Origin of the sequence: Acinetobacter sp. RW6, from assembly GCF_041956835.1 — a bacterium.
GTDB classification, from domain to species: Bacteria; Pseudomonadota; Gammaproteobacteria; order Pseudomonadales; family Moraxellaceae; genus Acinetobacter; species Acinetobacter calcoaceticus.
In genome coordinates this window covers 2,268,892-2,294,998 of record NZ_CP167121.1, presented here as the reverse complement: position 1 = coordinate 2,294,998, position 26,107 = coordinate 2,268,892, and the positions used below count along the sequence as shown (strand labels likewise).

The following is a 26,107-nucleotide window of genomic DNA, read 5'->3' as shown; positions in this document are numbered from 1 at the left end:
TTAATTGAAAAATTCTTTAACTATTAAAATAAACTTCAACTGTTAAGAATTTAAATTTAATATTGCTGGCAAAAATAATTTTGAAATTAGGGGGAAGAGAGATATCTATTTATTCTACTTAGGATCTAGTAAACCAGAGAAAGAGTTATCAGCATTAAAATGGACTATTTGACCATTAGGTGCTCTATATTCAAAATTGCCGCGAGGAAGATCTATTTGTATTGTAGAAGGGTTATTTAATAAATTTCATAAAAATTTGTTAGCTGCTTTATTTCAATGTACAATATTTTCTCGTAAAGGTGCGAAATTACCTCCTTGGTGTCTTGCATATTTATACCAAGCTCTAGCAAGGGCTATAATACTTTGTACACTATAAAAAAGATGGCTTATCAATAAGCCATCTTTTTATTCGTATTATTTATAAATATATATTTAATTCAGTTTTTTTTTCTATTGCTTCTTGCAGTAGATTTTTAACTAGATATAAATATTCATTTTGAGGATATTCTTTAATGTATTTCTCAGTGAAGATAAGAATATTGTTTAAATTATCTTGTCCTGAGATTTTTTCATCCTCACCTGTACTGATCATTAGACCAAATTTTTTATTTAGCTCATCAAAAAAATTAATTTCCCATAAGGTATTAATTTTTTCCTCTTCAATAGGAACTATAGTCATAGTATTGGAGTCTTCAACACCATAATTATGTTTTTCAACTGCCTCTTGATTATGGGGGACAATAAAGCAAATCATATTAACTCCAATTATGGTAAAGCATAAAAATGTGTTACTTGTTGGTACTCTGATTTTGAACGCCCCATTTGTGTCCCATTCGGTAATATTTTATTATTAACATTTTCACCATTTAAGCCAACAAAGCTTCTACTTGAATTAATATTTGGGTTGTTAATTCTAAAATAATTTCCTGAAAGATCATACATAACTTGCATTCCATTCTCTCTATTTTCAAAGATAGTTTTTTGTCGATTAGTGGTGTTATAAATTCGAGGATTTTCTCCCGCTATTCTTCTAACGGTTTCAGAGAGACTCGCATTCTGCCAATTATTCGAAAACTGCGAGCTTCTAGATGCTCCATTTAACAAATGGTAGAGAATTTGAATTAGAATATCTACCAAGTTCTCTTTGTAAGAAAACACATCACGTATAGTAAATGTCGGTTGTCCTGTTGGTACGATTACATTATAGCTAAAGTTTGGATTATGTAATCTAATTTCCTGTTGTAGTCTTAAAGCTGTCTAAGTAATTAATAGAACAGACATTGGTCGAATTGCTATAATATTACTACTTCGAGAATTCAATCTATCATGAATAAAAAAGAAAAGAACCTTGATAATATTATCAAGGTTCTTTCTATAGTTTTGTAAGAAAATTTAATAAGTCATAAAAATATTAAAAATTTATTTTTAGTAACTCTATATCTTGATTGGAGATATCAATTATCTGTATGGATGATAACTCATTTCTAGAATTGATTCCAAATCTTAATCTATCATTTTTTAAATAGAATTTAGTTTTCTCTTCACATAGAAAAGATAGCTCTAAAAAATTTGCACCAATAATTAAAGACATTTCATTATTAAATTCATCTTTGAAGATACTTGAGAAATTTTCAATATCTTTTTTCCAACTTGATGTATCAAATACAGGAACTCCCTCTTCTTCAGAATACATATTTGTAAATGGATGATCAGTTTTTGAAATATATTTTTGATCTAGGCAAGTGAGAGTAATATTACATATTTCACCTGTTTCAATTAAGCCTATTTCAATTAATGAGGTTTTTCCATTTCCATATCTCCAATATAACTCTGATAAAATATCATCCATAAAAGAGATTGAAAATGGGATATATTCATCTATCTCTATACTCACCTTTTTAGGCTGTTTCTTTTCACTGATAATTAACATTATTTATACACCGCATGCATTACAACAGGAAATTTGTCTTTTGCTTTCATAGAAAACTTTAACTCCCACTGTCCAACGTTCATAATTTGATTATACTTAACTCCATTTGTTAACGCTGTGTTAACAGCTGAATGGAAACTTAATAGCATTGCTTGATTGTTAATCCTTTTTAGTATTTCTAAGCTGTTAGCTGGAGTATTTCTTGTTAAATATTCTTGCATATGTTTTGTAGCATTAGGATGAACCCATACATTTCTAGTATTGGTTGCCATTTCGAATGATTTAGGAATATATGTTCCTTTCAGTAATGGTTGGGTTGGTTTAATCCAATCCCATACTAAAATATTACCAGTATAGTTCATATTTAACGATGTTATAGGCGAAATTTTACTTGCTAAAGAAAGCTCTTTAGAGAATAGGTTAAATTTAGGTAACGGCGCTAGAGTAGCAACATCACTTGCAAAATTCTCAGATAACCTATCAGTAAATAATCCACCAGTTGCAGTATAGAAATTGGCACCATCATCAACCCAATACCCATTTACAACTCTAGCTGCTAGACCAGTAATATCTATGCTATTAATTGGATTTGAGTCAACATAAACATAAGGATTCAACCCGCCTTCTAAACCAATTCGGTCAGGTTCAACATAACGACCTAATACCGGGTTATAGAAACGGTTATGGTTGTAGTGCTGTTTGGTGACTTCATCGTAGTATTGACCCGGTAAGCGAAGGTTAAACTTCACAGTCTGAACACTTGGAAGACCAACACCAAACGCAGTTGAGTCCCATGCCCAAACGGTAGTTGTACCATCAGCAGCATCAATTAAACGACGCGGGGTATTCTGAGCATCAGTCGCAATCCAGTAAGTTTTAGCGGTAGTGCCAGAGCCATAGATCGCAGCAACAGGTTTATTCCCTAACCAAACGTACTCAACTAGTGGTACACCATCCGCATTGTATTCACCAATCAGGTGACTGTTTTCATCATAAACGAATTGAACAGCATTGGCTTTCCATGCAGTACTGTTGGCCGTATAACCGCGAACAGTACGTTCGTTCTTATGGTTATAAGTCATGTAGTACTGAGGCGCCGTTGCAGCACCACCGGTAGTTTTATCTTCACGACGGTTACCGGCATAGTCATAGGTTGGAGTAAAGCCACCATAAATCAATTCGGCATTGGCGGTATGGGAAACAGCAGCTCCAGCGATAGTTGCCAACTTGTTGCCTGTATATGTATAAGCAACACTAGCCTGAGGTTGTTGATGCGTACCGGTAGCAGCAAGGCTTAAACGGTTACCGTTTTTGTCATAGGTATAAGTAATACCAAAGACACTGGTGGTACCATTTGCACGAGCTTCGGTAAGCAGACGGTCAGCATTACTATAAGTAAAGCTATCAACCAATCCATTATTACGAGTGATCTTGCTGATACGGCCATCGTTGTCAAAAGTATAAGCCAGACTATAGTTGACAGCAGCAGCGTTATTTTTATTACTAATAGACTGAATCACACCATTTTTAACAGCATCATACGTCCAGGTGTAACTTGCAGTGCCAGCACCCCAGTTCCAACCGGTCATCTGACCACCAGCATCATAGGTGATGGCACGGATAAGAGCAGCACCATCTAAAGTGACATTAGTCAGCAGGTTTTTCTTGGTTGCATCGTAGGTATAAGCAAGCTTACGGCCAGAAGGCAAGGTAAGGATGCTTAACTTGTCACCGATGGTGTAGGCATAGGTTACAGCCAGAGTTGGTTTAGTTCCTGTCCAAGTGGTAATGGTTTTATTGGTTTGAGACTTACCCACAATACGATCATAAGCATCATAGCTATAAACAGTATCTACACCATAAGCCGTATCACTTGATGTTATCTTATCTAAACGACCAAAACGGGTTTGGTCATAACCAAAGGTAAGGTTACTGAGCAGAGTGGTTGGTGTAGTTGTTGCTGAGTTGGTACAAGCAGTTTGTCCAATACGCTCTAATGCATCGATACTAGTATTATCACATTTACGAGTGCCGTAGAGAGATTGAGTAAGTAGATCTGCTTCGTTGTAGGTATAAGACTTGGTACCGTAGTCTGTATTGACTTCTTTAGTTAAGACTTTACCGTTACGATAAGAATAAGGGTCAGTTCCAGCAGCCAGGGCATCTTTAGCAGTTAAGGTATTGTCTTGTAAATCATAAGTTTTAGTATCGATATTACCTAGACCATCAGTATGAGAGGTTACGTGGTTTAATGGATCATAAGTCCATTTTTCGGTAATACCCAATGCAGATGCCGTTTGAGTCACATTACCATTGAGGTCATAGGTATTGGCAACCCAGTTCTTGGCTGCATCGGTACCGCTGATTGTTTTAAGGGGACGCCCATTGGTATCTAAAGTTGTAGAACTTTGAGTGAGGGTGGTTATACCAAGACTATCAGTTAGTGTTTCTGAAGCAATTACACCATTGTCATGGTAGGTTTTATTAACCAAACTGCCATCAGGTAAAGTGGTTTTAATGACTTGCCCTTTGACATCATAAGTGTATGAGGTCTTTTCACCATCAGGATTGGTTTCAGAGCTTAGACGTTTAAAGACATCATAGGTATAAGTTGTGGTTTTACCAGTAATGGCTGTTGTTGCGGTACCCGTACCGGTAGTTTTACTTGCGACAGTACCATCTGCATTATAAACAAATTTATCGACTAGGCCCGTAGGGTAGACAATACGTTCAGGTTGGCCAAGGGAGTTATACCCAACATAGCTGGTAGTACGCGTAGTACCATTCACCACTTGAGCTTCGGAAGCTTTATTACCATAAGTATCGTAGGTGTAGGTAATTTTATCGGTTGTACTGGTACGAGGTCCATCAACAGTTGAAAGTAACCCATTGGCTAAATAAGTATAATCAGTTGCTTTAGATGTACTGTCTGCTTGGGATGAGGTGAGTGTAGATTTGGTGATTTGCCCAAGCGTATTAATGGTATTGGTTTGAGTAATATTGCCACGTTGAATAGTACTTGGGGTATCAAAATCGGTTGTGTAGGTAAGGTTTGTTGATCGGGCATTGGTTGAACCAGATGCTTCGGTAATGTTGGTAATTCTATTATTAGTATCGTAACTAAGTGTGGTTGTATTACCATTTTTATCAATAGCTTGTGTAAGTTTTCTAATTTTTTTAGAGAAATCTAGAGTCTTTACTGGTTTGCCATTGTAACTCAAACATGGGAAAGTTTTATTTGTAGTAAAGTCTGTGGTGTATCTGACTTCACCACTGTCACTATAATGGAGAATTTGATAGCTTTCTGTAAATGATCCTGTTGAGCTCAAGGTTGAAGGCTGTTCCCCTGTAAGCGTTAAAATATCTCCATCAGCCCCCTCTGTATATGTGAGTGTAGAGTGATTAGCATAAGTGAGAGGGACATCTTTAATCAGATTGGTATAACTTGAGATAGTATTATCATTGGCGGACCAATTCAAATAGATACCCTCACCATCTTGTCTGCGGTACGATCCTAAAATAGGAATAGTCGCGCCATAAATCGTACCGGCACTATCTGTAGCTAATCCTTTATGAACATAATCACCATATCGATAATTTTCTGTACCGCGCGAGGTTGAACTTACTTGTATTAATTTAGGTAGATTTTTAGTACTACCACTCCAAGTGATTGCTTGTATTTGATAGGTATAATTTGCGGTTTGTTTATTTATAGCATTTGGCGCTGACTCAACACTGGCAATCGCACCTTGTAATTGTAAACCAAGGGTGGAAGTGTCTGAACCATTCATATTAGTACGGTTGATTTGTAAACTATTTCCGCGATTATCTGAAACCCCTGTGAGTAAATGTCCCGTAACAGACCCAGAGCGTGAGACTGGAGAATAGGTCATGCTAATAACTTTGCCACCAGGATACTTAATTTTTGTGGCTTGGAATTCTTGAAAGAGACTTTTATATCCAACAAGAGATTCAAAGGTAATCTCTGTTCCATTGTGATTTAAAATAACGGTTAAATTATTATCTGTTATTTTATATTCCGTATCTGCCGTAACTGCATTTAAATTGCTATCAGATAAACGAATGGAGCCATCACTTTGTTTAGCAAAGGTCATGGGTAGCCCTCCGCCAGGCAAGTTAAATACAAAAGCTCGGGTGCCTACTGTAATTAAACGGTAATCATAATTATGACTCCAGCCTAATCCTAATAAGGCCCTATTTTCTAAATATGTAATTGGGAAGGCCGCATCAATACTTTTTGCAGAACTTGAACGTTTACTTAAGTCATATCCTAGCTGTAAAGCTGTTTCATAGGTTCTAGTAAAAGGAAGCGGGCCTTGAATATCAGTAGTACCAGTCGTAATTTGCCGAGAAATAGCATTAATACCAGGAGTACATGACTGTACATTTTGAGCTTGTGCGGTTAATGCTGTGAGACCATAACGCTCATCTTGATAAGCAGCATTCGTATGAATGGCTGAAAATAAAAAAGGCGTAGCTAGCATATGTAGCATTAATTTATTGATTCTAATATTCATAAATTTACCAAGATTTTTAACTTGTTATTTCGGTTTTATAAAGTAAAGGGTAACCCCCTGGTTGCATAATATAGATAAATATTTATATGTATAGTGTGTAATTAATTTTTTAATTAAAAGATAAGGTTTTTTATGAGTTAATAAGTTTTTTAAATTATTATTAATATTAGATACTTTAAATTGCTGTGTTTAAATAGTTTAAAAAAATAAGTAAGCATATAGCATACAATAATTTTTTAGTGTAAATTTAGTATGTAAGAATATGAAAATAAAGATGTGTAAGATGTTGATAAAAAAAAATTCTATAAAAGGTTTTACTTTGCTTGAACTTATGATTGTTTTAGTTATTATTGGATTGCTGGCTGGTATTATTGGCCCCAATCTTTTTAAAAACTTAGAAAAATCAGAAGCTACAGCTGCAAAAGCACAAGTAGATTCTTTTGTAAAAGCAATTGATCAATATCGTATTGATAATGGTGATTTTCCTAATAATACAGAAGGATTGCAAGCTTTAACCACTGCACCAGCTAATGCAGCAAGATGGAAAGGGCCGTACATTAAGAAGATCCCTTTAGACCCTTGGGGAATGCCTTATCAATATCAATACCCTGGAGAGCATAATTCAAATAATTATGATGTTTTCTCTTTTGGTAAGGATAAAGTAGCTGGAGGTGAAAAAGATGAATTCCAAGATATTGGGAATTGGTAATGCCGTCTTTTAATGTTCGAGTTATCAATTCAATAGGTCAGCGTGAAACACTTAATCTAACTGATGAAAGTTCTGAAAAGATAAAAAAAGAGTTAGAGAGTCAGGGCTTGCTTGTTTTATCAATTGAACAACAAGGAAAAGGTTATATTGCGCTAAAGAAAAAATCGATAAAATTCAATGTTATTATATTTGTACATGAATTAAGAACATTACTCATATCAGGTTTATCTTTATCAGAAACATTAGATATCCTTAATGATCACCATGGTGCATCTCAAGATACTCAAGATAACCCGATTTATAAAATACGTAATGGATTACATTTAGGACTGCCTCTTTCTGACGCAATGAGATCTTGTGGGAATATTTTTCCTGAAATATTACTAGCAACAGTGGCGGCAAGTGAACGCAATGGCACATTAATTAAAGCTTTAACTAGTTATATTAAATATGATGAGCAAATCTCTGTAATTCGTTCCAAAGTTTATAATGCTTCTATGTATCCTCTTACGTTAATGGTCGTAGCTTTTGGGGTCATTATGTTTCTACTCATGTATTTAGTTCCACGCTTTGGAGCAATTTACGAAGGGATCGACATGGATTTGCCATTAGCTTCAGAGTTGATGCTAAAGTTCGGTGCTTGGTTAGGGGGATACCGATTATTATTTATAGGTATGGTTTCTATTATTATTTCTATGTCTATTTACAAGGTCAAAAAGCAGGGTTTGGAACCAACTTTTATGGCAGTTTTATCAAAAATTTCTCCTTTAAAAAAACGATTAGAAGTAATGTATTTATCCCGATTTTATCGGGGGTTGTCACTGTTGTTAGATAGTGGGGCTTCTGTAACACAAGCTTTTAATTTATCTCATTCATTACTTTTACCTGCTCAACAAAAAAAATTACTGCAAGCAAAACAATTGATTTTAGAAGGGCACGGTTTAAGTTTTTCCTTAGATCAGGCCTATTTGACCACAGCTGTATCGAGTAGGCTTCTGAATGCTGGTGATAAGAATGGTGAAATTGTTGCAATGCTCGATAAATCTGCCGAATTCCATGATTTGGATTTAACACAGTTTGTAGAAAAGGTATCTAGATTACTAGAGCCTATATTGATGCTGGCAATTGGATTATTCATTGGTGTAATCGTTGTGTTGTTATATATGCCAATTTTTGGGCTAGCAAGTGGATTACAGTCATGAATATTAAAAACAATATAGAAGATGAAGTACTTGTCGAGCACTGGTTCACAGTAGAAGAGTTAAAAAGAGAGGCAATCAGTTTTGATAAGCTCAATAAAACTTTAGCAAATAAAGAACAATGTATTCATATACAAATAGATCAAAGCGACTGGGTTATTTTTGCTCGTAAACCTACACTCAAAGATTTATCGTGGCTTAGTTATAATTTTCCTCAAGGGTTTAAAGTTGGGCAAATTAAAGTTGAATCAGTTGATTCTTTCGCCCATTTATTGCTTCTAGATAGAGAAAACCAAAAATCAGAAATATCTATTGAAAATCGAGAAACTGAGGTTATTAGTTTTGTGAGCCAAGTATTAGCTAGTGCTTATGATAAAGGGGCTAGTGATATTCACTTTGAAAACACAGTTGATGGACTTATCATCAAGAACCGTATAGATGGCGTATTAATTTGGGGGGAGTCGGTTAAACGTAAAAATTATGCAGAACAAGTGGTTTCAAGACTAAAAATTCTTGCAGATTTAGATATTTCTGAAAGACGTATTCCTCAAGATGGGCGTTTGACTATTCATTTAGGTAAACAGGATATTGATTTACGTGTTTCAATTATGCCTGGATTACATGGGGAAGATGCTGTTTTACGTATATTAGACAAGCAAGCTTTAACACAAGAGCATGAGCCGTTATCACTTGAGTTGTTAGGTTTTGATCAACAAAGCATGATTCAGATTAGACATCTTGCTCAGCAACCTTATGGGATGGTATTGGTTACAGGGCCAACAGGTTCTGGTAAGACAACTACGTTATATGCTCTATTGCACGAACAACATTCAGAACAGCAAAAATTAATAACGATTGAAGATCCAGTTGAATATCAAATTAAAGGGACTTTACAGATCCCTGTAAATGAACGTAAAGGTTTAACTTTTGCAAAAGGACTAAGATCTATTCTTCGCCATGATCCAGATACAATTCTGGTGGGAGAGATTCGAGATCGAGAAACAGCAGAGATTGCTGTGCAGGCTGCATTAACTGGACATTTAGTATATAGCTCGGTACATGCGAATAATGCCTTAGATGTGATTGGCCGATTTCGGCATATGGAAATTGATTTATTTGGATTTTTAAATAGTTTAAATGGAATTATCGCACAACGTTTAATTCGTTTAAATTGTCCTAGATGTAGTGTAGATATTCCATTTGATGATAATGCACTACATGAGGCTGGTATGATAAAAGATAAAAGCTTCTTTCATTTAAAGAAAGGAAATGGGTGTGATTATTGTCAAGGGACGGGATATAAAGGTCGTAAAGCTATTGCTGAAATTTTAATCATGACAGATGAGCTCCGAGAGCTATTACTTAATGGGACGCCAATGAGTCAAATTAGAAAAAAACTGCTACAAGAAAATATGATTTTTCTCCGCCAGCAAGCTTTGGCAATTGTTGCTCAAGGACAGACAACTTTTCAGGAAATTAACCGTGTTACATTTATTGAAAGGTAATACCTTATCTATCACTTTAACCGCCCATAAATGTTTGTGGTTAAGTAAGTGTAGCTCAGAAATCACGGCAGGAGACTTTTCATGTAATTTGTTAGATCCAAATTGGGTAGACCAATTTATTTATGAATTGAAAAAAATTGATATTAAATATAAACTTATAGAAATTACCTTAGACAATTCATTATGCCGTTTTGGTATTTTGCCTCGTCAGCAAGAGTGGCCTGATATAAAAGTATTAGAGTTTTTGGCAATAGCTCATTTCAAGGAAAAATACCCAAATTTTTCATCGGGAGATTATAAGTTTTTATTTGATCAAGTAAAATTTAATTATCCTATTGTCATGGTAGCTTTACCTCACTATGTTCATAAGGGATTGATGATATTAAATGAATATCAAAATATTAATAATTTTAGTATTTCATTGTTTAAAATCATCAATATATTAGATCTTAATGAATTTTGGTATGAAGAAGAAAATTTTTTCTATCATGTTGATTGCATCACGCGAGAAGAGGAAAACATTGATGTTTTTCCTAAAAAGTTTATTAATAAGGATTCAATAAATATTTGGAATCATCAAAGAGTTAGTGAAATCTTCTTTGAAGAAAAAGGTAAGCAATTTAAACATTGGTCAAGTTTAGTAGCAAAAACTCCTGAACAAATTTTAAACTTAATTTGAAATGAAAAAAATTAATATCACTCTTTATCAGAAAAATAATGATAATTTGCTCCTTGCAACTTTTGTTGTCATGGTTTGTTTAATCATCTTTCTAACCATGATTCTTTTTTCTATAAGAAAAGAATATACCTCTCAAAATCAGTTATGGACTGCAAATATTGAGCTTTATGAGCAATATCAGATTTCGGACCGTAATCTTGAGAAAAAAGAAGCTCCTGTCTCTCAGATGTCATTAAAAGATTTAGACCAATTGATGAGTGTTCGAAGTAGCAAACTCAATTTTGATCGCTTGCGTTCCTCTTTAGATGGTATTTTGGAGATTGAAGGTAGTTGTCCAGAATTGATGGATTTAACTGGCTTTATCGATGCAGCTCAAACATTGAAAATTAATTTACAAATAAAAAGAGTAGCTAGAGCAGAGAGTGGACTTATCGAATTTGAGTTGGAAAAAAAATGACAATCCAACAATTGCTATTAAGACTTAAATGGTCTTTTAAAAAATATGCATCAACATTGACCATAAGTAAATTGCTTGTTCTTGGTGTAATTGTTTGGGCATTAGGGGTAATTTTTTGGATTATTCCAGTCACATATGAACGAATTTCACAGTTAAAAGCCCAGAATGAACAATTGAATCATTACTTGGCTAAGGTAAAAACTACCACTCTAGGTGTGCAACAGGTTTCGACTAATATAAAACCAGAGTTATTAACTAACATTCAATTATACAAAGAAGTTTTTGGATATGTTAAAGAGACGAATACGAATTTATTGGAATATCAGGAAATACACAGTAAAAGTTTGAATAAATTCCAGTTTTCTGTATCTGGTTCTTGGTTAGATACGCGATTGTTACTAGGGAAAATTCAAACAAATAGTGGTAGTTATATTATTAATTCCATCGATTTCCAAAGAAATAAAAAGGATAATAGTGTCAATATGACTGTCTTACTTCAAGGTAAGGAGTTGCAATGAAAAAAATAGATATAAATAACTTTTTAAATTTAAAAATTCCAGTACAAAAGATTCGAGTTTTAATCTTAGCAGTATTAGTTATAGTTATTGCGTTATGGTGTTTAGTTTTACCACCAATACCAGTTGAGCCACTTATGATAAATAATTATCAGGGAAAAAATACTATTTCTACTTCTCAAGAGCCATCAATTATGGCTGAAAGCAATGCTATGCTTAATTATTGGGATTTACCTATATTTAAGGAAGAGCAGGTTGTAAAGCCTAAAGTAATAAAGCCAAAAGTTATTGAGAAAAAGCAAGAGTTAATCCCAATTCCACCAGAAGTTCCATCTATTCCTCCGCAAGTATCTTTGCCCCTGATTCAGTACATGGGACAGATTCTGGATAAAGAGCAAAAAGTGAATATTTTCCTAAAAGTGGGTGAGGAAAATCTCATATTAGCCCCGAATGTACCTTACAACAATACATGGATAGTTTTGGAAAATAGTCCATACCAAGTTGTGGTCCAGTATATTCCTGATCAACGAATTATGACTATAAGTAAGTAAATATGGAAAAATTATTTATAAATCTAAAACAAACGTTTAATCTATCAATGCTGAGTGCTTGCATTGTTTTGAGTGGATGTAGCCTACATAAAAATACAAGTGAGTATGAAATAAATAAGTTGAATAAACTAAAAGATTCTGCTGAAAATAATCCAGCAAAATATAAGTTGGACTATGCCCATAAACAACGAGAATTAATCGATAAAAAACTTATTCTTGCACAACAAGCCTTTCTTAACGGTGATTTCAATACCGCATTATCATTAAATCAAGATGTTTTAAAAATTGATTCAGAGAATATGGTTGCAATTGATAATATAAATAAAATAGATAAAATTAAAGACCTAGATTTACAATTTGAAGTGGCTCAAAAGGCAGCTGATCAAGGTAATATTCCTGCTGCTTTGGTAACTCTTCGAGAAATTTTGCAAGTTTCTCCTAATTATTACAAAGCGAATAAGTTAAAAAATGAAATTGAACAGAATAAAAATAGAAATTTATTAAATCCACCAAGCCTGAATGAAAAACTGGATCAGTTAGTTTCTTTAGACTTTAAAAATGCACCTGTTAGCTCAGTATTAGATTTCCTTGCTCAGTACTCTGGAATGAATTTTATTTTAGATAAAGATGCAAATTTGGATCAAGTGACAACAACGGTGTATGCTAAAAATACGACTGTTAGAGAAGCATTAAAAACAATACTGAGTACTTCTTCTTTGGCTTATAAAATTTTAAATTCAAACTCTTACTTAATTTATCAACAATCACCAGAAAAAAAGAAAAAGTATGAGGAGTTGGTGACTAAATCATTTTATCTCGGGTTTGCTGATGTACAAAAGACCCAAGATTTAATTACTAAACTATATGAACCTAAGGCTATTTTTTTTGATGACCGATTAAGATTACTAATTGTACGTGATAATCAAAATGTCATTGATAGTATTGATAAGTTATTACAAGCATTTGATTTACCTTCACCTGAAGTAATACTAGATATTGAAGTGTTAGAGGTAACTAGAGATAATCTTTTAGAATTAGGTATTGATTTTCCAAAGAAAGTTGATGTGAGTTTATTAAATGGTGTTGGTGGAGTAGGTTCATATACGATTAATCAGTTAAGAAATCTAACCTCAGACAGTCTTAAGCTGGTTACAGCAGATAGAATTGCAACAGTGAACTTTCAGCAAACAAGTAGCAAAGCTAATCTTCTTGCTAATCCTCGTATTCGAGTAAAGAGTAAAGAAAAGGCTGATTTTTTGATTGGTGAGAAAGTTCCTGTTATCACTACAACAACGAGTGAGTTAGGAGGCTCAATTGCTGAGTCAATTAATTATCTTGATGTTGGTTTGAAACTTGAAGTCTTGCCAGAAGTTAAAGTAAATAAAGAAGTACAAATTGGCATAAAAATGGAAGTTAGCAATATTGCAAAAGAGATAACCTCAAAGAATGGACTTATTGCTTATCAGATCGGGACTCGCAACGCATCTACAACTCTTCAACTTAAAGATAATGAAACACAAATGTTAGCTGGTTTGATCAGAGATGACACTCAGACATCAGCTACACATTTACCAGGTATTGGAAAAATTCCTTTATTAGGAAGGCTATTTTCAAGCACACGAGATACTAAAAATAAAAGTGAAATTGTTTTACTGATAACACCTCGGATTGTGAGGCCATTTGAATTGCCAGCACCTTATGTACAAGAACATTTATCTGGTACTGGTGATGAGGTGACAACCACACCGTTAAGATTGATGGATCATTCAATTTATCAGGGTAAAGCTGACTTATCTCAATCAAATACTCCTGCATCAATTAGTGTTCCTAATACACCAGAATCAGCAAACCAATCTGAAGCCCAACAAGTTGGAACAAATGCAAATAATATTGATTTCAAATTAGAATCTAACGATCAGGTAAAAGCTGGAGAGATTCTGAAAATTAAGATTCTTCAAAATGCTCCAAATGCACAAAAAATAAGTTTGGATATACAGCATTCTGATAAATTAGAATTTTCTGAAATGGTATTAGGCATCGCAGCACAAAAAGTAGAGAAAGAGAAAATTGCAGGAGGAACTCGAATTATTTTCTTCCAAACCCCGAACCATCAAGGAGAAACAGCAACAATCAACTTTAGAGTATCAAAAGATTTAGAGGGAACTCAAAAAGTTGCTATTAGTGATTATTCTATTGATACTCTTGCAGGGTCGACTGTTAAGAAGGACGCCAGTAAGCAAATTTATAAAGAATTTATCGTTGTGAAGCCCTAGTTGTTTAGGAGTTATGAGTCATGAAGCACAGCTTTATCTTTATTAAAAATAATACGCAAGGCTTTACCTATGTGGAACTTATGGTATCTCTGGTTTTAATAGGACTATTGGCTTCAATAATTATTCCTGTAACAGGTATCGTTTCAAAACAGCAAAAAGAAAAAGAGCTAAAGATGGCCTTATTAGAGATTCGGACTGCGATTGATGCATATAAAGTTTCAAGTGATCGTAATGAAATTGCTGATGAATTTAAAACTGAGTCAGGATATCCAGCAAATTTAAAGGTTTTGATGGGAGTGCCTAGTAAGTATGGTGAAAAAAGAATTATACGATTCATAAGAAAAGTACCTCATGATCCTTTTAATGATCAAATAAAAAGTCCAGAACTCAGTTGGGGGCTTCGGAGTTATGAAAGCGAAGCTTTAGATCCTAAAGAAGGTAAAGATGTCTATGATATTTATTCTTTGTCGAAAGGTACTGGTTCAAATGGTATTACCTATCGTTTATGGTAGAAAATAATTGAAAGATGATATGAATAAAAAAAATGGTTTCACTATTGTGGAATTGCTCGTTGTTTTAGCAATTATTGCCTTATTATTGTCAATCGTTGTTCCAAGATATATCGATAAAATTGATGAAAGTAAGGAAGTTGCTTTACGTCAAAATTTGAGTTCACTTCGACATAGCATTGATAAATTCTATGCGGATAAAGGGTATTATCCTGAAAAGCTAAATGATTTGGTGGAAAAGCGATATCTCCGAGAAGTTCCTATAGATCCGATAACTGGTGAAAGACAATGGGAAACAACTATAGATTCACAAGAAGGACATGGTATATACGATGTTTCTTCATTTAGTAATAATGTGGGAAGTGATGATAAACGCTATTCTGAATGGTGACCGATCATAATGAAGCGAGGAAGTCTTGGTTTTGCCTATATTTGGATGTTAGTTATCTTTTCTATTTTAGCCGCTGTAATTGGTCAATGGTCAATGAATTATGCAACTTTATTACAAAGAGAAAAAGAGCAGGAACTTATCCGTATTGGTATTTTGTATCAGGCAGCTATCAAACAATACTATAACAACTCTCCACTTGGATACCCCAAATATCCACTAAAACTTGAAGAATTATTGAGAGATGAGCGGCATTCTGAAATTTTTCGCTATTTACGAAAACTTGAAAAAGATCCAATAACTAATAAAAACTTTGAAGTTATGAGAAATAAAGAAAATGGAATTATAGGTGTCTATAGCCCATCATTTAAAAAGCCTATAAAAATTAAGAACTTTTCCAAAGAATTGGTTGGTTTTGAAAATGCTCACAGTTATAGAGATTGGAAATTTATTTGTGCTTGTAAGAATTAATTAAGGAATAGTTACAGCGATATAGAGTATCAAATATAATTATCTTGAAAAACTAATCTTTTCCCTTTGAATATGTCTGAATTGAAATTTGATCATTCTGCTTTTATTCTCATTTTAAATTTCTTCCTTTGTTTAATTTTCTCTTAAAATCCTCTGAGTTTTATCTTGAAAGATACTATTTAGTAAATTGAAAATAATAGAATTTAGAAGGTTGCCGAGGATGTGGCAACCATTACATAGGCAAGGAATAAAATTAGATAATAGACTTTCGTTGAAGTTTTTATTTTCTATCAAAATAAATTGCTAGCATAAATATAAGAGTAATAAAAAGTCCAGTGCCTATGCTGATAGTTATTACTTCTAAATTAAATATTTCTTTCCATAAACCATGTGCTCCCCAATCACCATCTACTCCTCGATTATTAGATTTACGACCAACTAGAATTGCGGTACCAAAACCCAAAGTAGAAAACACAAAACAAACTAAAAAAATTTTTAAGGTTTTAAATCCTGAGACTAAAGAGGCTAATGTTGTTACAAGAATCGTCACCACACAAGCTATAAGGATATGCTTCCAGTTATCCATAATTTCCCTTTAAGTCTTATTAAGTAAGGTATGTAGGAAGAAAGTTAGTTTCCTACATACCTTACATTTATCTCTGATTAAGATCAATATCTAGAGGAGGTATATCGTATCCATTAACATATATAGTTGGTAATACGGGAATGGTAGGTTGATAAATGTGTATGTTGTATAAATTTTGGTTTAAATCTTGTTGAGCAAAACGAATATTTTCTTGATTTATTGAAGAATTTTCTTTAGACCAATTTTCATAGGTATTATTTGCAAAAGATGAGGCTACCGATGAGGCAACCTTAACAGCAATACCATCTATATTGGTAAAAGTGCGGGTTGTATCCAAAACCTTTTTTTGGGGATAGATAGAGAAACCTAGAATATTAGTTTTAACGGGTAGTTTACTAACAACTTTACCTAGATATGTACTCGCTGGATAAGAAAAACTTGATGGTTCTGGAAAAAGATGTTTACTTCTATTTACTGCTAAACCTGTTGATTTAAGTATAGCTGCTGATGTGCCTGATGTAACAGCACCTGCAATCGTACTTGTTACTGCTGCGCCTGTATCCCAATTACGTTTAAAATTGTCTATAAAGTCTCCTTCTTCTGTGCCAGAGTTATAAATAACAGGGATTATGTAAGTACCAAAACCAACCACAGCTCCAATGATGATTGGATTTTCGCCAGTTGTATCTACATAGAGAACTGGGCTATTTTTAGCATAAATATATGGATTGAATCCTCCTTCAAGCCCAATAGGATCTGGTTCAACATAACGACCTAATACAGGATTATAAAAACGGTTATGGTTATAATGTTGTTTAGTCACTTCATCATAGTATTGGCCTGGAAAACGTAGATTAAATTTTACAGTTTGGACATTAGGACTACCAACACCAAATGCGGTCGAATCCCATGCCCATACAGTGGTTGCGCTGTCGGCAGCATCGATTAGACGACGAGGAGTGTTTTGTACATCGCTTACAATCCAGTAAGTTTTAGCTGTAGTACCTGATCCATAAATGGCAGCTACAGGTTTTTCACCTAACCAAATGTACTCGACTAATGGGGTGCCGTCAGCATTGTACTCACCAATCAAATGACTGTTTTCATCATAAACATACTGAATAGCATTAGTTTTCCACACAGAACCATTAGCGGCATAACCACGAATTGTACGTTCATTTTTATGGTTATAAGTCATGTAGTATTGAGGTGATGTTGTTGTACCACCAGTAGTTTTATCTTCACGGCGGTTACCAGCATAGTCGTAGGTTGGAGTGAAACCACCATAGATTAATTCAGCATTCGAAGTATGAGAGACAGCAACTCCCGCTATAGTTGCTAATTTATTTCCTGTATATGTATAAGCAACATTAGCTTGAGGCTGTTGATGTGAGCCAGTTGCAGTTAGGCTTAAGCGATTATCGTTATCATCATAGGTGTAGTTAATATTAAAAATATTTGTTGATCCATTGAATCTTGACTCTTGGAGTAATCTATTTCTTACATCATATGAAAAATTATTAATTAATCCATTATTCTGGGTGGTTTTTGTAATTCGAGAATCAAGATCAAATTCATAATCCATACTATAATTTATAGTAGAACTATTATTTTTATTAATAATCTTTTTTAGATATCCTGTTTTTAGTGGGTCGTAACTCCAAGTATAACTTGCAGCTCCAGCTCCCCAATTCCAACCAGTCATTTGTCCACCTTCATTATAAGTAATATTACGAAGGAGAGGTAAGCTGTCTAGTTTTATATCGATAAGTTGATTTTTCTTAGTACTATTGTAAGCATAAGAAATAACTCTACCAGAAGGCAAAATTAAACTTTCTAATTGATCAGAGGGTGAATAATTATAAGTAACAGAAAGCTTATTATTCGCTCCTCCCCAAGTGGTGATAGCATTGTTTGTTTGAGTTTTTTTTGTGATTCGATCATAAATGTCATAAATATATTCGATATTTGTACCATATTTGAGGTCATTTGATACTACTGAATCTAGTCTACCAAATCGAGTTGTATCAAACTTAAAATCAAAACTATTTATTAATGTTTCAGGAGTAGTCGCACTAGCCGAGGTGCAAGATATTTTTCCAATTCTTCCTAAAGAATCAATATTTGTATTTTCACATTTTCTTGCACCATACTCAAATTTTAATAATTGATTAGCTTCATTATACGTATATGATTTTGTTCCATAATCACTATTAGTTTCTTTTGATAAAATATTTCCATTTATATAAGAGTAAGGTTTACTCCCTCCCCCTAAAAAGTCTTTTCTTTCTATAATGTTTCCATATTTATCATAAACAATATAGTCAATTGTAGAGTCTATTGGGTCTTGAATAACATATGGTGCATCAAAATGATCATAATATCGAGAACTTTTTCCATTATAAGTAGCTGTACTAATTTCTTTAATTTTCCCTCCAGCTGTAATATTAGTTCTCTTTTCATAATTTTTATTAGGGTCAGTACCCATAATAATTTTTTCTATGAATCCACCGTAAGGTGTTATAGTACTAGAAGTCTCAATAAAGCTAGTACCCGTACTATTAGTGATTTTGGTAGAGGAGATATCACCAGTTCTATGGTAAGTTTGTTGGACTAACGTGCTATCTGGAAGAGTAGTTTTAATGATTCTATTTTGAGGGTCATATGTATATGAAGTTATTTCGCCATTAGGTTTTTTTATGGAAATTAAACGTTTAAAATTGTCATAAGTATATGTGGTAGTTTTTCCTGTAATAATAGAGGTAGTAGTACCCGGGCCCACTGTTTCACTGGCTAATGATCCATCACTATTATATGTATATTTATTTACTAACCCATTAGGATGAACAATTCTTTCAGGTTGTCCAAAAGAGTTGAAATTGACAAATTGGGTGGTTCTATTTACTCCATTAATAACAATAGATTCAGTGATTTTATTTCCAAAATCATCATACGTATAAGATATTTTATCTGTTGTTCCAGCTAAAGGACCATCTATAGAACTTAAAAGACCATTGGTAAAATAAGTATAGGTCGTTTTTTTAGAAGTACTATTTGTTTGGTCAGAAGTTGAGACAGTTTCAATAATTTGACCTAAATTATTAATAGTATTTGTTTGAGTTAAGCCATCTTTTTTTATAACTGTAGGTGTGTTGGATAGATTGTCATAAGTTACTGTTATTGTACGTTTTAGAGGGTGGCCACTTCCATCAATACGTTGCTTCAATCTATTTTTTTCATCAAAAGATGAATCCACTGTCTTCCCAGATTTTGTAGTATACTTAATGATATTTCGGCTATCTTTAGAAAAAAATATATCAGCTAATTTTTCATTATTATGAGTAAGGCAATAGCTAGAACTATAATCTGTGTAATCAATACTATTATAATGAGTTATGTAATCATATTTTATAATTTCAGCAGGTCCAAGAGGGTTATTAATATTATGGGGAGGGGCGATACTCATTGAATCACGATCATCACCAACGTTGCTATATTTTACATATGAATAATCAACATTTTTATCTGAATAGCTTGATAGAATTTGATCTGTAACTTCAAAATTTCTTATTGTTTGTCCATTATTTTTGTAAAGGGATAATATCGGTATGGTTACCCCTTTTATGGTTTGGTTATTGTCGGAAAACATTTCTTTATGAATGTAATTATTGTAAGAGTAGTTTAATGTTCCATCTTTTGTGGTTGTAGCGCCTATTAATCTTGGATAGGTTTTAGAAGTACCTAGTGAGGTTATATTTTGAGTATCATATGTATATGTTGCAGTTTGTTTGTTGATTGTATTTGGTAATAATTCAACGCTATTAATTTGTCCTTGTAATTGTATTCCTAGTACTGATGTGTCCGTACCATTCATATTATTTCGAGTGATTTTTAGATTATTTCCACGGATATCAGAAATAGAAGTAAGTAAATATCCTATAATGGAATTAGAACGTGACATGGGTGAATATGTCATATTTATAATGTTGCTGCCATCTAAATACTTTAATTGTGTAGCTTGGAATTGCTGGGAAATACCACGACTACCAGATATAGATTTAAAAGTTATTTCCATATTATTATTTTTCACAATAATAGTTAGATTATTATCTGTAATACTATATTCATTGTTTGTTGGTACAGGATTATTTGATGAGTCAACAATACGAATTGTACCATCACTTTGTTTAGAAAAACGAATTGGTAAGCTTGAATTTGGCAAATTTAGAATGTAACTAGAGCCTATAACTAATAAGTTGTAACTATAATTATGATTCCAGCCTAATCCAATTTTTCCAGGATTTTCAAGATAAGCAAGTGGAAAATTTCGATCAATTTTTAAAGCTTCAGGAGTTTTAATGTCTGCTCTATAGTCTGGTTGTAGATTGGTTTGATATGTACGGATAAATGGTAAAGACCCATGTATATCAATATTACTTGTAGTGATTTGTTTAGTTATTGGGGCAAGATCAGGTGTACAAGATTCAATACTATTATTATCTAATGTTAGAGCTGTTAAGCCATAATTTTCACCTGAATAGATTTCACTATGGAGTTCTAGGGGAGAAAATAATAAAGTTGTTGATAACATTTGAAGTAAAATTTTGTTTAATTTCATTGTTTACTCAGTTTGTTTTTTGATGGTTTTTAGTAACATTATTTTAAATAATACTTATAATTTTTAAAATGTAAATAGATTAATTAGTCATCACTCATTATTTTTTTATAAATACTATTATTGAAGCCTACCAGTTTAGAACAGAGCTGTTCGTCATTAAACTTTAAACTCCTCGAATATCTTTATTGCATCAATTACTTCTCTAGAGAAACCAATCAAGCCCTAAATTTCCTCCCTTTATAAACCCTACTTTAACAATAACTCCCTCATTATTTATCCTTACTTTTTAATGATCTAATTTAAAACAAATGTCATTTTGTGTGCTTGACTGCAAAAGGGCAGAGCACTATCCTTTGCCTGCTGGCCTACATTGCCAGTCGGTCGTCGCAGACCGCATAATAACTCCCGCATCAGAGTCATTCCTTCTGAGGAATAGTCTTGTGTGGTAGCTACTCGTCCCTTTCCCGTAGCGGTAGGACGGGAGAGGGACACCTTCGGGTGTGCTAGTTTGAGTTATTACTAGTCTGCGAACCCTTTCTCGTTCTGCCACCATAATTCTATAAATGTCTGGCAGAGCTCCAAATAAAAAGGAGTTGGCTTTGCACATTCTTAATTTCTTGGCAACCTTTGCCAAAGTCTATTTCGACACGACTTAAACTTTTAAAGCAGTTTGATGGCCAATAGGCTTTTCAGGCTTTAAATCAATTCGTCTTAAAAACTTAATTAACAATAAAACTTGAGATGTGCCCAGCACAGTCTTTACGGCTTCGCTATGCCTTTTTTCTCCCCAAAAAGTATCTCGTTTATCTACAACAAGAATTTTATAACGGTAAAACTATGCCACATTCAGATCTTCCATTTCGTGCTTTAAGCGTGCTTCATACCTCCCGATTTCTTTTTAATAAATACGGTTTTCACAAAGTCGGGGTGGACCGCATTATTGAGTCAGCAAAAGTTCCCAAAGCCACTTTTTATAATTACTTTCACTCAAAAGAAAGGCTAATTGAAATGAGCCTGACTTTCCAAAAAGATGGTCTTAAACAAGAAGTGCTTTCAATCATTTATGTTCAAAAAGACTTAACTCTGCTTGAAAAGCTTCGCAAAATTTACTTTTTACATGCCGATTTAGACGGACTTTATCATTTGCCTTTTAAAGCTATTTTTGAGATTTCAAAAACACATCCCAAGGCATATCAGGTCGTGATTGACTATCGAAACTGGTTCATTAATGAAATCTATAATTTGCTTTTAACAACCCATGTAAATGCTTCAAAATCTGATGCACACATGTTCTTGTTTGTGATTGATGGGGCAATGGTTCAGCTTTTAGATCCGAACAAGCCAGATGAAAGAGAAAGGTTGTTGGATTATTTTTTAATTACTTTGGGGTAGATTTGGTGAGAACAGCGGTAAGGAAAGAGATCAAAAATTGCTTACTTTCCTTACCTTTAAAAATAAATTAAACCTGAGCTTAACTTAGATAAATATTACTTCTTTTGTTTAAAACGGTATTTACATTTTAGGCAGCGGTAGTCCTGAAAAATGTTCTTATCGATCATTACACCCGCTTTTTTACCAAAAATATTACCCACCACACCGCCAGTGATTCCTGCACTAATTGCACCGACAAAAGTTCCTACAGTTCCGCCAACAATCACACCTAAAGGACCAGCAATCGTACCAATGGCTGCTCCAACAGAAGCGCCAGTTGCCGCACCGCCTACAGTGCCTGCTGTTGTGCCAGCAGCTGTCAGTAAAACACCGCCAGTTGTTCTAAGTAATTTGTCATGGTCACGTGCTTCAACTTCAGTAGAACCACACTTAGGACATTGCAGAGTTTTTTCCATAAAATTTCCTGTCTTTCGTCATTGAGTGACACAGTTGACGGCGCTAAATCAGTAAAGTGGTTAAAGAACCTGTCTTACGATGGAGTGTCTTTTGCCTATTGAGTGATTGCAACAATAAACTGGTCTGCTTTGATTTTAGCTGAACATGAGCGCAAATATTTATAGATCATGTAAACACTTGTACTTTAATAATTATCTCATTAAATACCAATGTTTAGAATGACTAAGGGTTACATATCAATGTGCCTAGCAGAGAACCATTCAGTAATGATGAATAGAATGTGAATGGTTTTTTGAGTAGATTTTCTGAAGTTACTTAGGGTAACGGGCTGTTAAGTGATAAAAGGCTTATCCTGTTTGAATAAGCCTTCTTTGAACATTAGAGTGCTTTTTTCCAACTTAAAAATTTATATAGCCCAAACATGAAAGTGATCCAGATCGGAAGTAAAATCACCGATTTTTCAAATCCTTGAGTCCACATGATGTATAAAATCATGCCAATGAAAATCAAAACGATATAGTTACTCAAAGGTGAAAATAGCGCAGGAAATTTGACAGCTTTACCTTCAAGTTTCATCGCACGTTTAAACTTTAAATGGGTAAAGCTAATAATGGCCCAGTTTAAAACCAAAGCGGCTACGGCCATGTACATGAGATAGCTTAAAGCTTGTTCTGGTACGAAATAGTTAAGTAATACACAACCAAAAATCAGAATAGAAGAGAAGATAACAGCAGCTTTAGGAACACCTTGTTTGCTCACTTGTGCAAAAACTTTTGGAGCATGGCCCTGTACTGCAAGCCCATATAACATACGGCTGTTGGCATACATGCCGCTGTTATAAACAGAAAGTGCAGCCGTCAAAATAATAAAGTTAAGTAAATGTGCTGCCCAACCAATACCTAGTTGGCTAAAAATCATGACAAATGGACTTTTATCTAAACCACCAAGGTCAAGCTGATTCCACGGAATAAGTGACATAATGATGACAAGCGAAGCCACATAAAAAATCAAGATGCGGAAAATCACTTGATTGATTGCTTGTGGAATACTTTTTTCTGGATTTTCAGCTTCAGCAGCAGTCATCCCAATCAGTTCAATACCGCCAAAAGCAAACATTAAGAAGGCGAGCATATAAAATAGGCCCGAGAACCCGTGCGGGAAAAATCCACCATGCTGCCATAGGTTTGAGAAGCTAGCGATAGAGTCACTACCCGCAGTAACCAATAAATATAAGCCAAACACAATCATCGAAATGACCGCAGCAACTTTAATAATGGCTAACCAAAATTCGGATTCGCCATAAAATTTAACATTGCCCAAGTTCAAACATGTGACTAGAACAAAGAAAAATAAGGCTGATATCCATGCGGGAATGTGGGGCCACCAGTAATGCACATATTTAGCAACCGCTGTTAGTTCTGTCATTGCAACCAGAATATAGACAACCCAATAGTTCCAGCCCGATAAAAACCCGGGGAATCTTCCCCAATATTTTTGTGCAAAGTAACTAAAGGAACCAACCACAGGTTCTTCTACGATCATTTCACCCATTTGGCGCATAATTAAAAATGCAACCAAACCGACGATGGCATAACCTAAAATGATTGAAGGACCAGCAGACTGGATGACTTGTGCAGAACCTAAAAATAGTCCTGTCCCGACAGCACCACCCATAGCGATTAACTGGATATGGCGATTTTTAAGTCCACGTTTTAATTGGGAAGATGAATTGCTCAAAATATATGCGCTGAATTAAAAAGCTGGCGCTATTGTAATAGATTGGCTAGGGATAACCTAGTTTGAGAAGGATTTTACTCAGGTAAATAAAAAGGATTCGCACAAAACTGCACGAATCCTTTTTTAGAAAAAGAGATCTTTTAAGATTAGAAAGAAACCATTTTGCCGGGGTTTAACATTGCACCGATTCCATACATGCTTTTGGCGAGTGGAATGACAACGGGTGCAAGTGTGCGGCCAAACATAATATTTTGATGGTCAATTTTAGATAACATTTCAAAGTCATTAGATTGCCCAACAAAATCACTTGCGATGGCTTTACCAATGCGTACTGTCTGCGCCACACCATGACCGCTCCAGCCATGAACAGCATAAATCGGGAATTTATTGCCAAACTTACGGCTATCAACTGCACCATTTACCGTTAAATCAGTCGTTCCACTCCAGACAAAATCCATCTCTAGATTTTTAATTTGAGGGAATACTGTATGAATTCGGTGCTCTAGATAATTTAAAGTTTTCTCTGGTCCCCAACATGTTCCAGTACCTTGACCACCAAATAGTAAACGGTTGTTAAACACGGGACGGTAGTAATCGATCTGGAACTGAGTGTCATAAACCGGATGTCCAAAGGGAAGAAGCTCTTTTGTATCAAGCTCTAGCGGAGCGGTGGTTGCAACATAGGTATAAAATGGAATAGTGGTATTGTTTTGCTCTGATAAAAGTTTAAACGAAGCATGGTGTACTGCTAAAACCACAGACTTTTTAGCTTTCACGACTGCATTGGCTGTATGAACATAAATACCATCTGCTTTTTCTTCTATTGAGATGACTTCTGTTTGTTCATATACAGAGCCACCATTTTGGCAAAAACCATAAATTAAGCCGCGGTTTAAAGCTAAAGGATGGATTTGTCCACCCAACTCATCAATTAAACCACCTGTATAATAATCAGACTTAATATAGTCCATGAGTTCGTGTTTACCCACAATGCGGGTATGGTCTTCACCTAAATATTTTCGTGCATCGGCACCTTGGGTCAGACCCACTAAATGTCCTTCATGAACAGCAGCAGTAATATGACCATATTTTCGGTCAAAGTTGAGTTGGTATTTTTCTGAGATGTCATCAATGAGTTGCATGGCTTCCGTAGAGGTAAAATGCCAGAGCTTTTTGGCATCTTCATAGCTTAAGCGATCGGCCATTTCTTGAGCTTCCCAGCGAGCTAAACCGGGGGTAAGTTGTCCGCCATTTCGACCAGAAGCTGCACTACCAATACGATTTTTTTCTAATAAAACGGTATCTACGCCTTGTTCAGCTAAATGTAAGGCTGTCGATGAACCTAGTAAACCACCACCAATAACAACCACATCACATTCTAAATCGGCCTTTAAACTGTCAAATGTATGCCAATCAGAAAGTGAGCTTTCATAGTAGTTCGCTGGATTATCTACCGATGCGTTTTCAACTGTTGTTTCATCAAATTTTGCATGTTTTGGATTTAACCAGCTCCATTCTTTACCCACTTGTAAAGATTTACTTGGTTTATATTCCACGTCTTTTAAAAACTGGGGTTTAGAAATAATATTCATGA

Annotated in this window: 21 protein-coding genes; 12 read left to right on the top strand and 9 right to left on the bottom strand. The window is 34.4% G+C overall.

Annotation, left to right across the window (positions count from 1 at the left end; translation table 11 throughout):
- Nucleotides 1-418: 418 nt before the first annotated feature.
- The 4 genes from ACB088_RS10900 to ACB088_RS10885 form a co-directional block, all read right to left on the bottom strand.
- Entirely contained in the window at nucleotides 419-754 is a 336-nt protein-coding gene (locus tag ACB088_RS10900) for a hypothetical protein (protein ID WP_192835286.1), read from the bottom strand.
- Nucleotides 755-765: 11 nt separating this feature from the next.
- Entirely contained in the window at nucleotides 766-1,137 is a 372-nt protein-coding gene (locus tag ACB088_RS10895) for a hypothetical protein (protein ID WP_375036960.1), read from the bottom strand.
- A 274-nt stretch (nucleotides 1,138-1,411) separates the two neighbouring features.
- Nucleotides 1,412-1,930 carry an acetyltransferase gene (locus ACB088_RS10890; RefSeq protein WP_375036959.1) on the bottom strand — a complete coding sequence of 173 codons (519 nt, stop codon included), beginning with the start codon at nucleotides 1,928-1,930 and terminating at the stop codon, nucleotides 1,412-1,414.
- On the bottom strand, nucleotides 1,930-6,468 hold the full coding sequence (locus tag ACB088_RS10885; protein WP_375036958.1) for an RHS repeat-associated core domain-containing protein: 4,539 nt from the start codon (nucleotides 6,466-6,468) through the stop codon (nucleotides 1,930-1,932). Before ACB088_RS10885 ends, ACB088_RS10890 begins: the two co-directional genes overlap by 1 nt.
- A 283-nt stretch (nucleotides 6,469-6,751) precedes the next feature.
- On the opposite strand from ACB088_RS10885, the gene gspG reads away from it, so the two are divergent.
- The 11 genes from gspG to ACB088_RS10830 are packed head-to-tail and all read left to right on the top strand — an operon-like array spanning nucleotide 6,752 to nucleotide 15,724.
- Nucleotides 6,752-7,177, top strand: coding sequence for a type II secretion system major pseudopilin GspG (gene gspG, locus ACB088_RS10880; protein WP_375036957.1), 426 nt, complete (start codon nucleotides 6,752-6,754; stop codon nucleotides 7,175-7,177).
- Nucleotides 7,177-8,379 (top strand): type II secretion system F family protein, encoded by a 1,203-nt coding sequence (locus ACB088_RS10875; RefSeq protein ID WP_375036956.1) that lies wholly within the window; start codon nucleotides 7,177-7,179, stop codon nucleotides 8,377-8,379. Before gspG ends, ACB088_RS10875 begins: the two co-directional genes overlap by 1 nt.
- The gene (locus ACB088_RS10870; protein ID WP_375036955.1) at nucleotides 8,376-9,881 is read left to right on the top strand and encodes a GspE/PulE family protein; all 1,506 of its coding nucleotides are present in this window, start codon (nucleotides 8,376-8,378) and stop codon (nucleotides 9,879-9,881) included. Before ACB088_RS10875 ends, ACB088_RS10870 begins: the two co-directional genes overlap by 4 nt.
- Nucleotides 9,859-10,560: a hypothetical protein gene (locus ACB088_RS10865; protein ID WP_375036954.1), complete on the top strand. Its 702-nt coding sequence runs from the start codon at nucleotides 9,859-9,861 to the stop codon at nucleotides 10,558-10,560. The genes ACB088_RS10870 and ACB088_RS10865 overlap by 23 nt, the downstream gene beginning before the upstream one ends.
- 1 nt (nucleotide 10,561) lies before the next feature.
- Nucleotides 10,562-11,017, top strand: coding sequence for a hypothetical protein (locus ACB088_RS10860; protein ID WP_375036953.1), 456 nt, complete (start codon nucleotides 10,562-10,564; stop codon nucleotides 11,015-11,017).
- The gene (locus ACB088_RS10855) at nucleotides 11,014-11,535 is read left to right on the top strand and encodes a hypothetical protein (RefSeq protein ID WP_375036952.1); all 522 of its coding nucleotides are present in this window, start codon (nucleotides 11,014-11,016) and stop codon (nucleotides 11,533-11,535) included. The genes ACB088_RS10860 and ACB088_RS10855 overlap by 4 nt, the downstream gene beginning before the upstream one ends.
- Nucleotides 11,532-12,083: a hypothetical protein gene (locus ACB088_RS10850; RefSeq protein ID WP_375036951.1), complete on the top strand. Its 552-nt coding sequence runs from the start codon at nucleotides 11,532-11,534 to the stop codon at nucleotides 12,081-12,083. The genes ACB088_RS10855 and ACB088_RS10850 overlap by 4 nt, the downstream gene beginning before the upstream one ends.
- Before the next feature lie 2 nt (nucleotides 12,084-12,085).
- On the top strand, nucleotides 12,086-14,356 hold the full coding sequence (locus ACB088_RS10845; protein WP_375036950.1) for a hypothetical protein: 2,271 nt from the start codon (nucleotides 12,086-12,088) through the stop codon (nucleotides 14,354-14,356).
- Between the two features lie 20 nt (nucleotides 14,357-14,376).
- Nucleotides 14,377-14,868 carry a type II secretion system protein gene (locus tag ACB088_RS10840; protein WP_375036949.1) on the top strand — a complete coding sequence of 164 codons (492 nt, stop codon included), beginning with the start codon at nucleotides 14,377-14,379 and terminating at the stop codon, nucleotides 14,866-14,868.
- Nucleotides 14,869-14,887: 19 nt separating this feature from the next.
- Nucleotides 14,888-15,256 carry a type II secretion system protein gene (locus ACB088_RS10835; RefSeq protein WP_375036948.1) on the top strand — a complete coding sequence of 123 codons (369 nt, stop codon included), beginning with the start codon at nucleotides 14,888-14,890 and terminating at the stop codon, nucleotides 15,254-15,256.
- Nucleotides 15,257-15,265: 9 nt separating this feature from the next.
- Entirely contained in the window at nucleotides 15,266-15,724 is a 459-nt protein-coding gene (locus tag ACB088_RS10830) for a type II secretion system protein (protein ID WP_375036947.1), read from the top strand.
- A gap of 280 nt (nucleotides 15,725-16,004) precedes the next feature.
- Here ACB088_RS10830 and ACB088_RS10825 read toward each other — a convergent pair whose 3' ends face one another.
- Together ACB088_RS10825 and ACB088_RS10820 are read right to left on the bottom strand one after the other, a co-directional pair.
- Entirely contained in the window at nucleotides 16,005-16,310 is a 306-nt protein-coding gene (locus ACB088_RS10825; RefSeq protein WP_375036946.1) for a hypothetical protein, read from the bottom strand.
- Between the two features lie 67 nt (nucleotides 16,311-16,377).
- On the bottom strand, nucleotides 16,378-20,928 hold the full coding sequence (locus tag ACB088_RS10820; protein WP_375036945.1) for an RHS repeat domain-containing protein: 4,551 nt from the start codon (nucleotides 20,926-20,928) through the stop codon (nucleotides 16,378-16,380).
- Between the two features lie 837 nt (nucleotides 20,929-21,765).
- Between ACB088_RS10820 and ACB088_RS10815 the strand changes: the two genes are divergently transcribed.
- On the top strand, nucleotides 21,766-22,320 hold the full coding sequence (locus tag ACB088_RS10815; RefSeq protein ID WP_375036944.1) for a TetR/AcrR family transcriptional regulator: 555 nt from the start codon (nucleotides 21,766-21,768) through the stop codon (nucleotides 22,318-22,320).
- Nucleotides 22,321-22,415: 95 nt separating this feature from the next.
- Here ACB088_RS10815 and ACB088_RS10810 read toward each other — a convergent pair whose 3' ends face one another.
- From ACB088_RS10810 to ACB088_RS10800, 3 genes are all read right to left on the bottom strand, one after another.
- A complete protein-coding gene (locus tag ACB088_RS10810; RefSeq protein WP_004641933.1) occupies nucleotides 22,416-22,775 on the bottom strand; it encodes a hypothetical protein in 360 nt (119 codons plus the stop codon).
- Between the two features lie 379 nt (nucleotides 22,776-23,154).
- Complete coding sequence (locus ACB088_RS10805) at nucleotides 23,155-24,513, bottom strand: amino acid permease (RefSeq protein ID WP_375036943.1); 1,359 nt, start codon at nucleotides 24,511-24,513, stop codon at nucleotides 23,155-23,157.
- 146 nt (nucleotides 24,514-24,659) lie between these two features.
- The gene (locus ACB088_RS10800) at nucleotides 24,660-26,105 is read right to left on the bottom strand and encodes an NAD(P)/FAD-dependent oxidoreductase (protein WP_375036942.1); all 1,446 of its coding nucleotides are present in this window, start codon (nucleotides 26,103-26,105) and stop codon (nucleotides 24,660-24,662) included.
- Nucleotides 26,106-26,107: the final 2 nt, after the last annotated feature.

Bases quoted from the DNA above. Each gene is read 5' to 3' on its own strand.
- ACB088_RS10900 (WP_192835286.1), bottom strand. From the start codon at position 754: ATGATTTGCTTTATTGTCCCCCATAATCAAGAGGCAGTTGAAAAACAT.
- ACB088_RS10890 (WP_375036959.1), bottom strand. From the start codon at position 1,930: ATGTTAATTATCAGTGAAAAGAAACAGCCTAAAAAGGTGAGTATAGAG.
- ACB088_RS10885 (WP_375036958.1), bottom strand. From the start codon at position 6,468: ATGAATATTAGAATCAATAAATTAATGCTACATATGCTAGCTACGCCT.
- gspG (WP_375036957.1), top strand. From the start codon at position 6,752: ATGTTGATAAAAAAAAATTCTATAAAAGGTTTTACTTTGCTTGAACTT.
- ACB088_RS10875 (WP_375036956.1), top strand. From the start codon at position 7,177: ATGCCGTCTTTTAATGTTCGAGTTATCAATTCAATAGGTCAGCGTGAA.
- ACB088_RS10870 (WP_375036955.1), top strand. From the start codon at position 8,376: ATGAATATTAAAAACAATATAGAAGATGAAGTACTTGTCGAGCACTGG.
- ACB088_RS10860 (WP_375036953.1), top strand. From the start codon at position 10,562: ATGAAAAAAATTAATATCACTCTTTATCAGAAAAATAATGATAATTTG.
- ACB088_RS10855 (WP_375036952.1), top strand. From the start codon at position 11,014: ATGACAATCCAACAATTGCTATTAAGACTTAAATGGTCTTTTAAAAAA.
- ACB088_RS10850 (WP_375036951.1), top strand. From the start codon at position 11,532: ATGAAAAAAATAGATATAAATAACTTTTTAAATTTAAAAATTCCAGTA.
- ACB088_RS10845 (WP_375036950.1), top strand. From the start codon at position 12,086: ATGGAAAAATTATTTATAAATCTAAAACAAACGTTTAATCTATCAATG.
- ACB088_RS10840 (WP_375036949.1), top strand. From the start codon at position 14,377: ATGAAGCACAGCTTTATCTTTATTAAAAATAATACGCAAGGCTTTACC.
- ACB088_RS10835 (WP_375036948.1), top strand. From the start codon at position 14,888: ATGAATAAAAAAAATGGTTTCACTATTGTGGAATTGCTCGTTGTTTTA.
- ACB088_RS10830 (WP_375036947.1), top strand. From the start codon at position 15,266: ATGAAGCGAGGAAGTCTTGGTTTTGCCTATATTTGGATGTTAGTTATC.
- ACB088_RS10825 (WP_375036946.1), bottom strand. From the start codon at position 16,310: ATGGATAACTGGAAGCATATCCTTATAGCTTGTGTGGTGACGATTCTT.
- ACB088_RS10820 (WP_375036945.1), bottom strand. From the start codon at position 20,928: ATGAAATTAAACAAAATTTTACTTCAAATGTTATCAACAACTTTATTA.
- ACB088_RS10815 (WP_375036944.1), top strand. From the start codon at position 21,766: ATGCCACATTCAGATCTTCCATTTCGTGCTTTAAGCGTGCTTCATACC.
- ACB088_RS10810 (WP_004641933.1), bottom strand. From the start codon at position 22,775: ATGGAAAAAACTCTGCAATGTCCTAAGTGTGGTTCTACTGAAGTTGAA.
- ACB088_RS10800 (WP_375036942.1), bottom strand. From the start codon at position 26,105: ATGAATATTATTTCTAAACCCCAGTTTTTAAAAGACGTGGAATATAAA.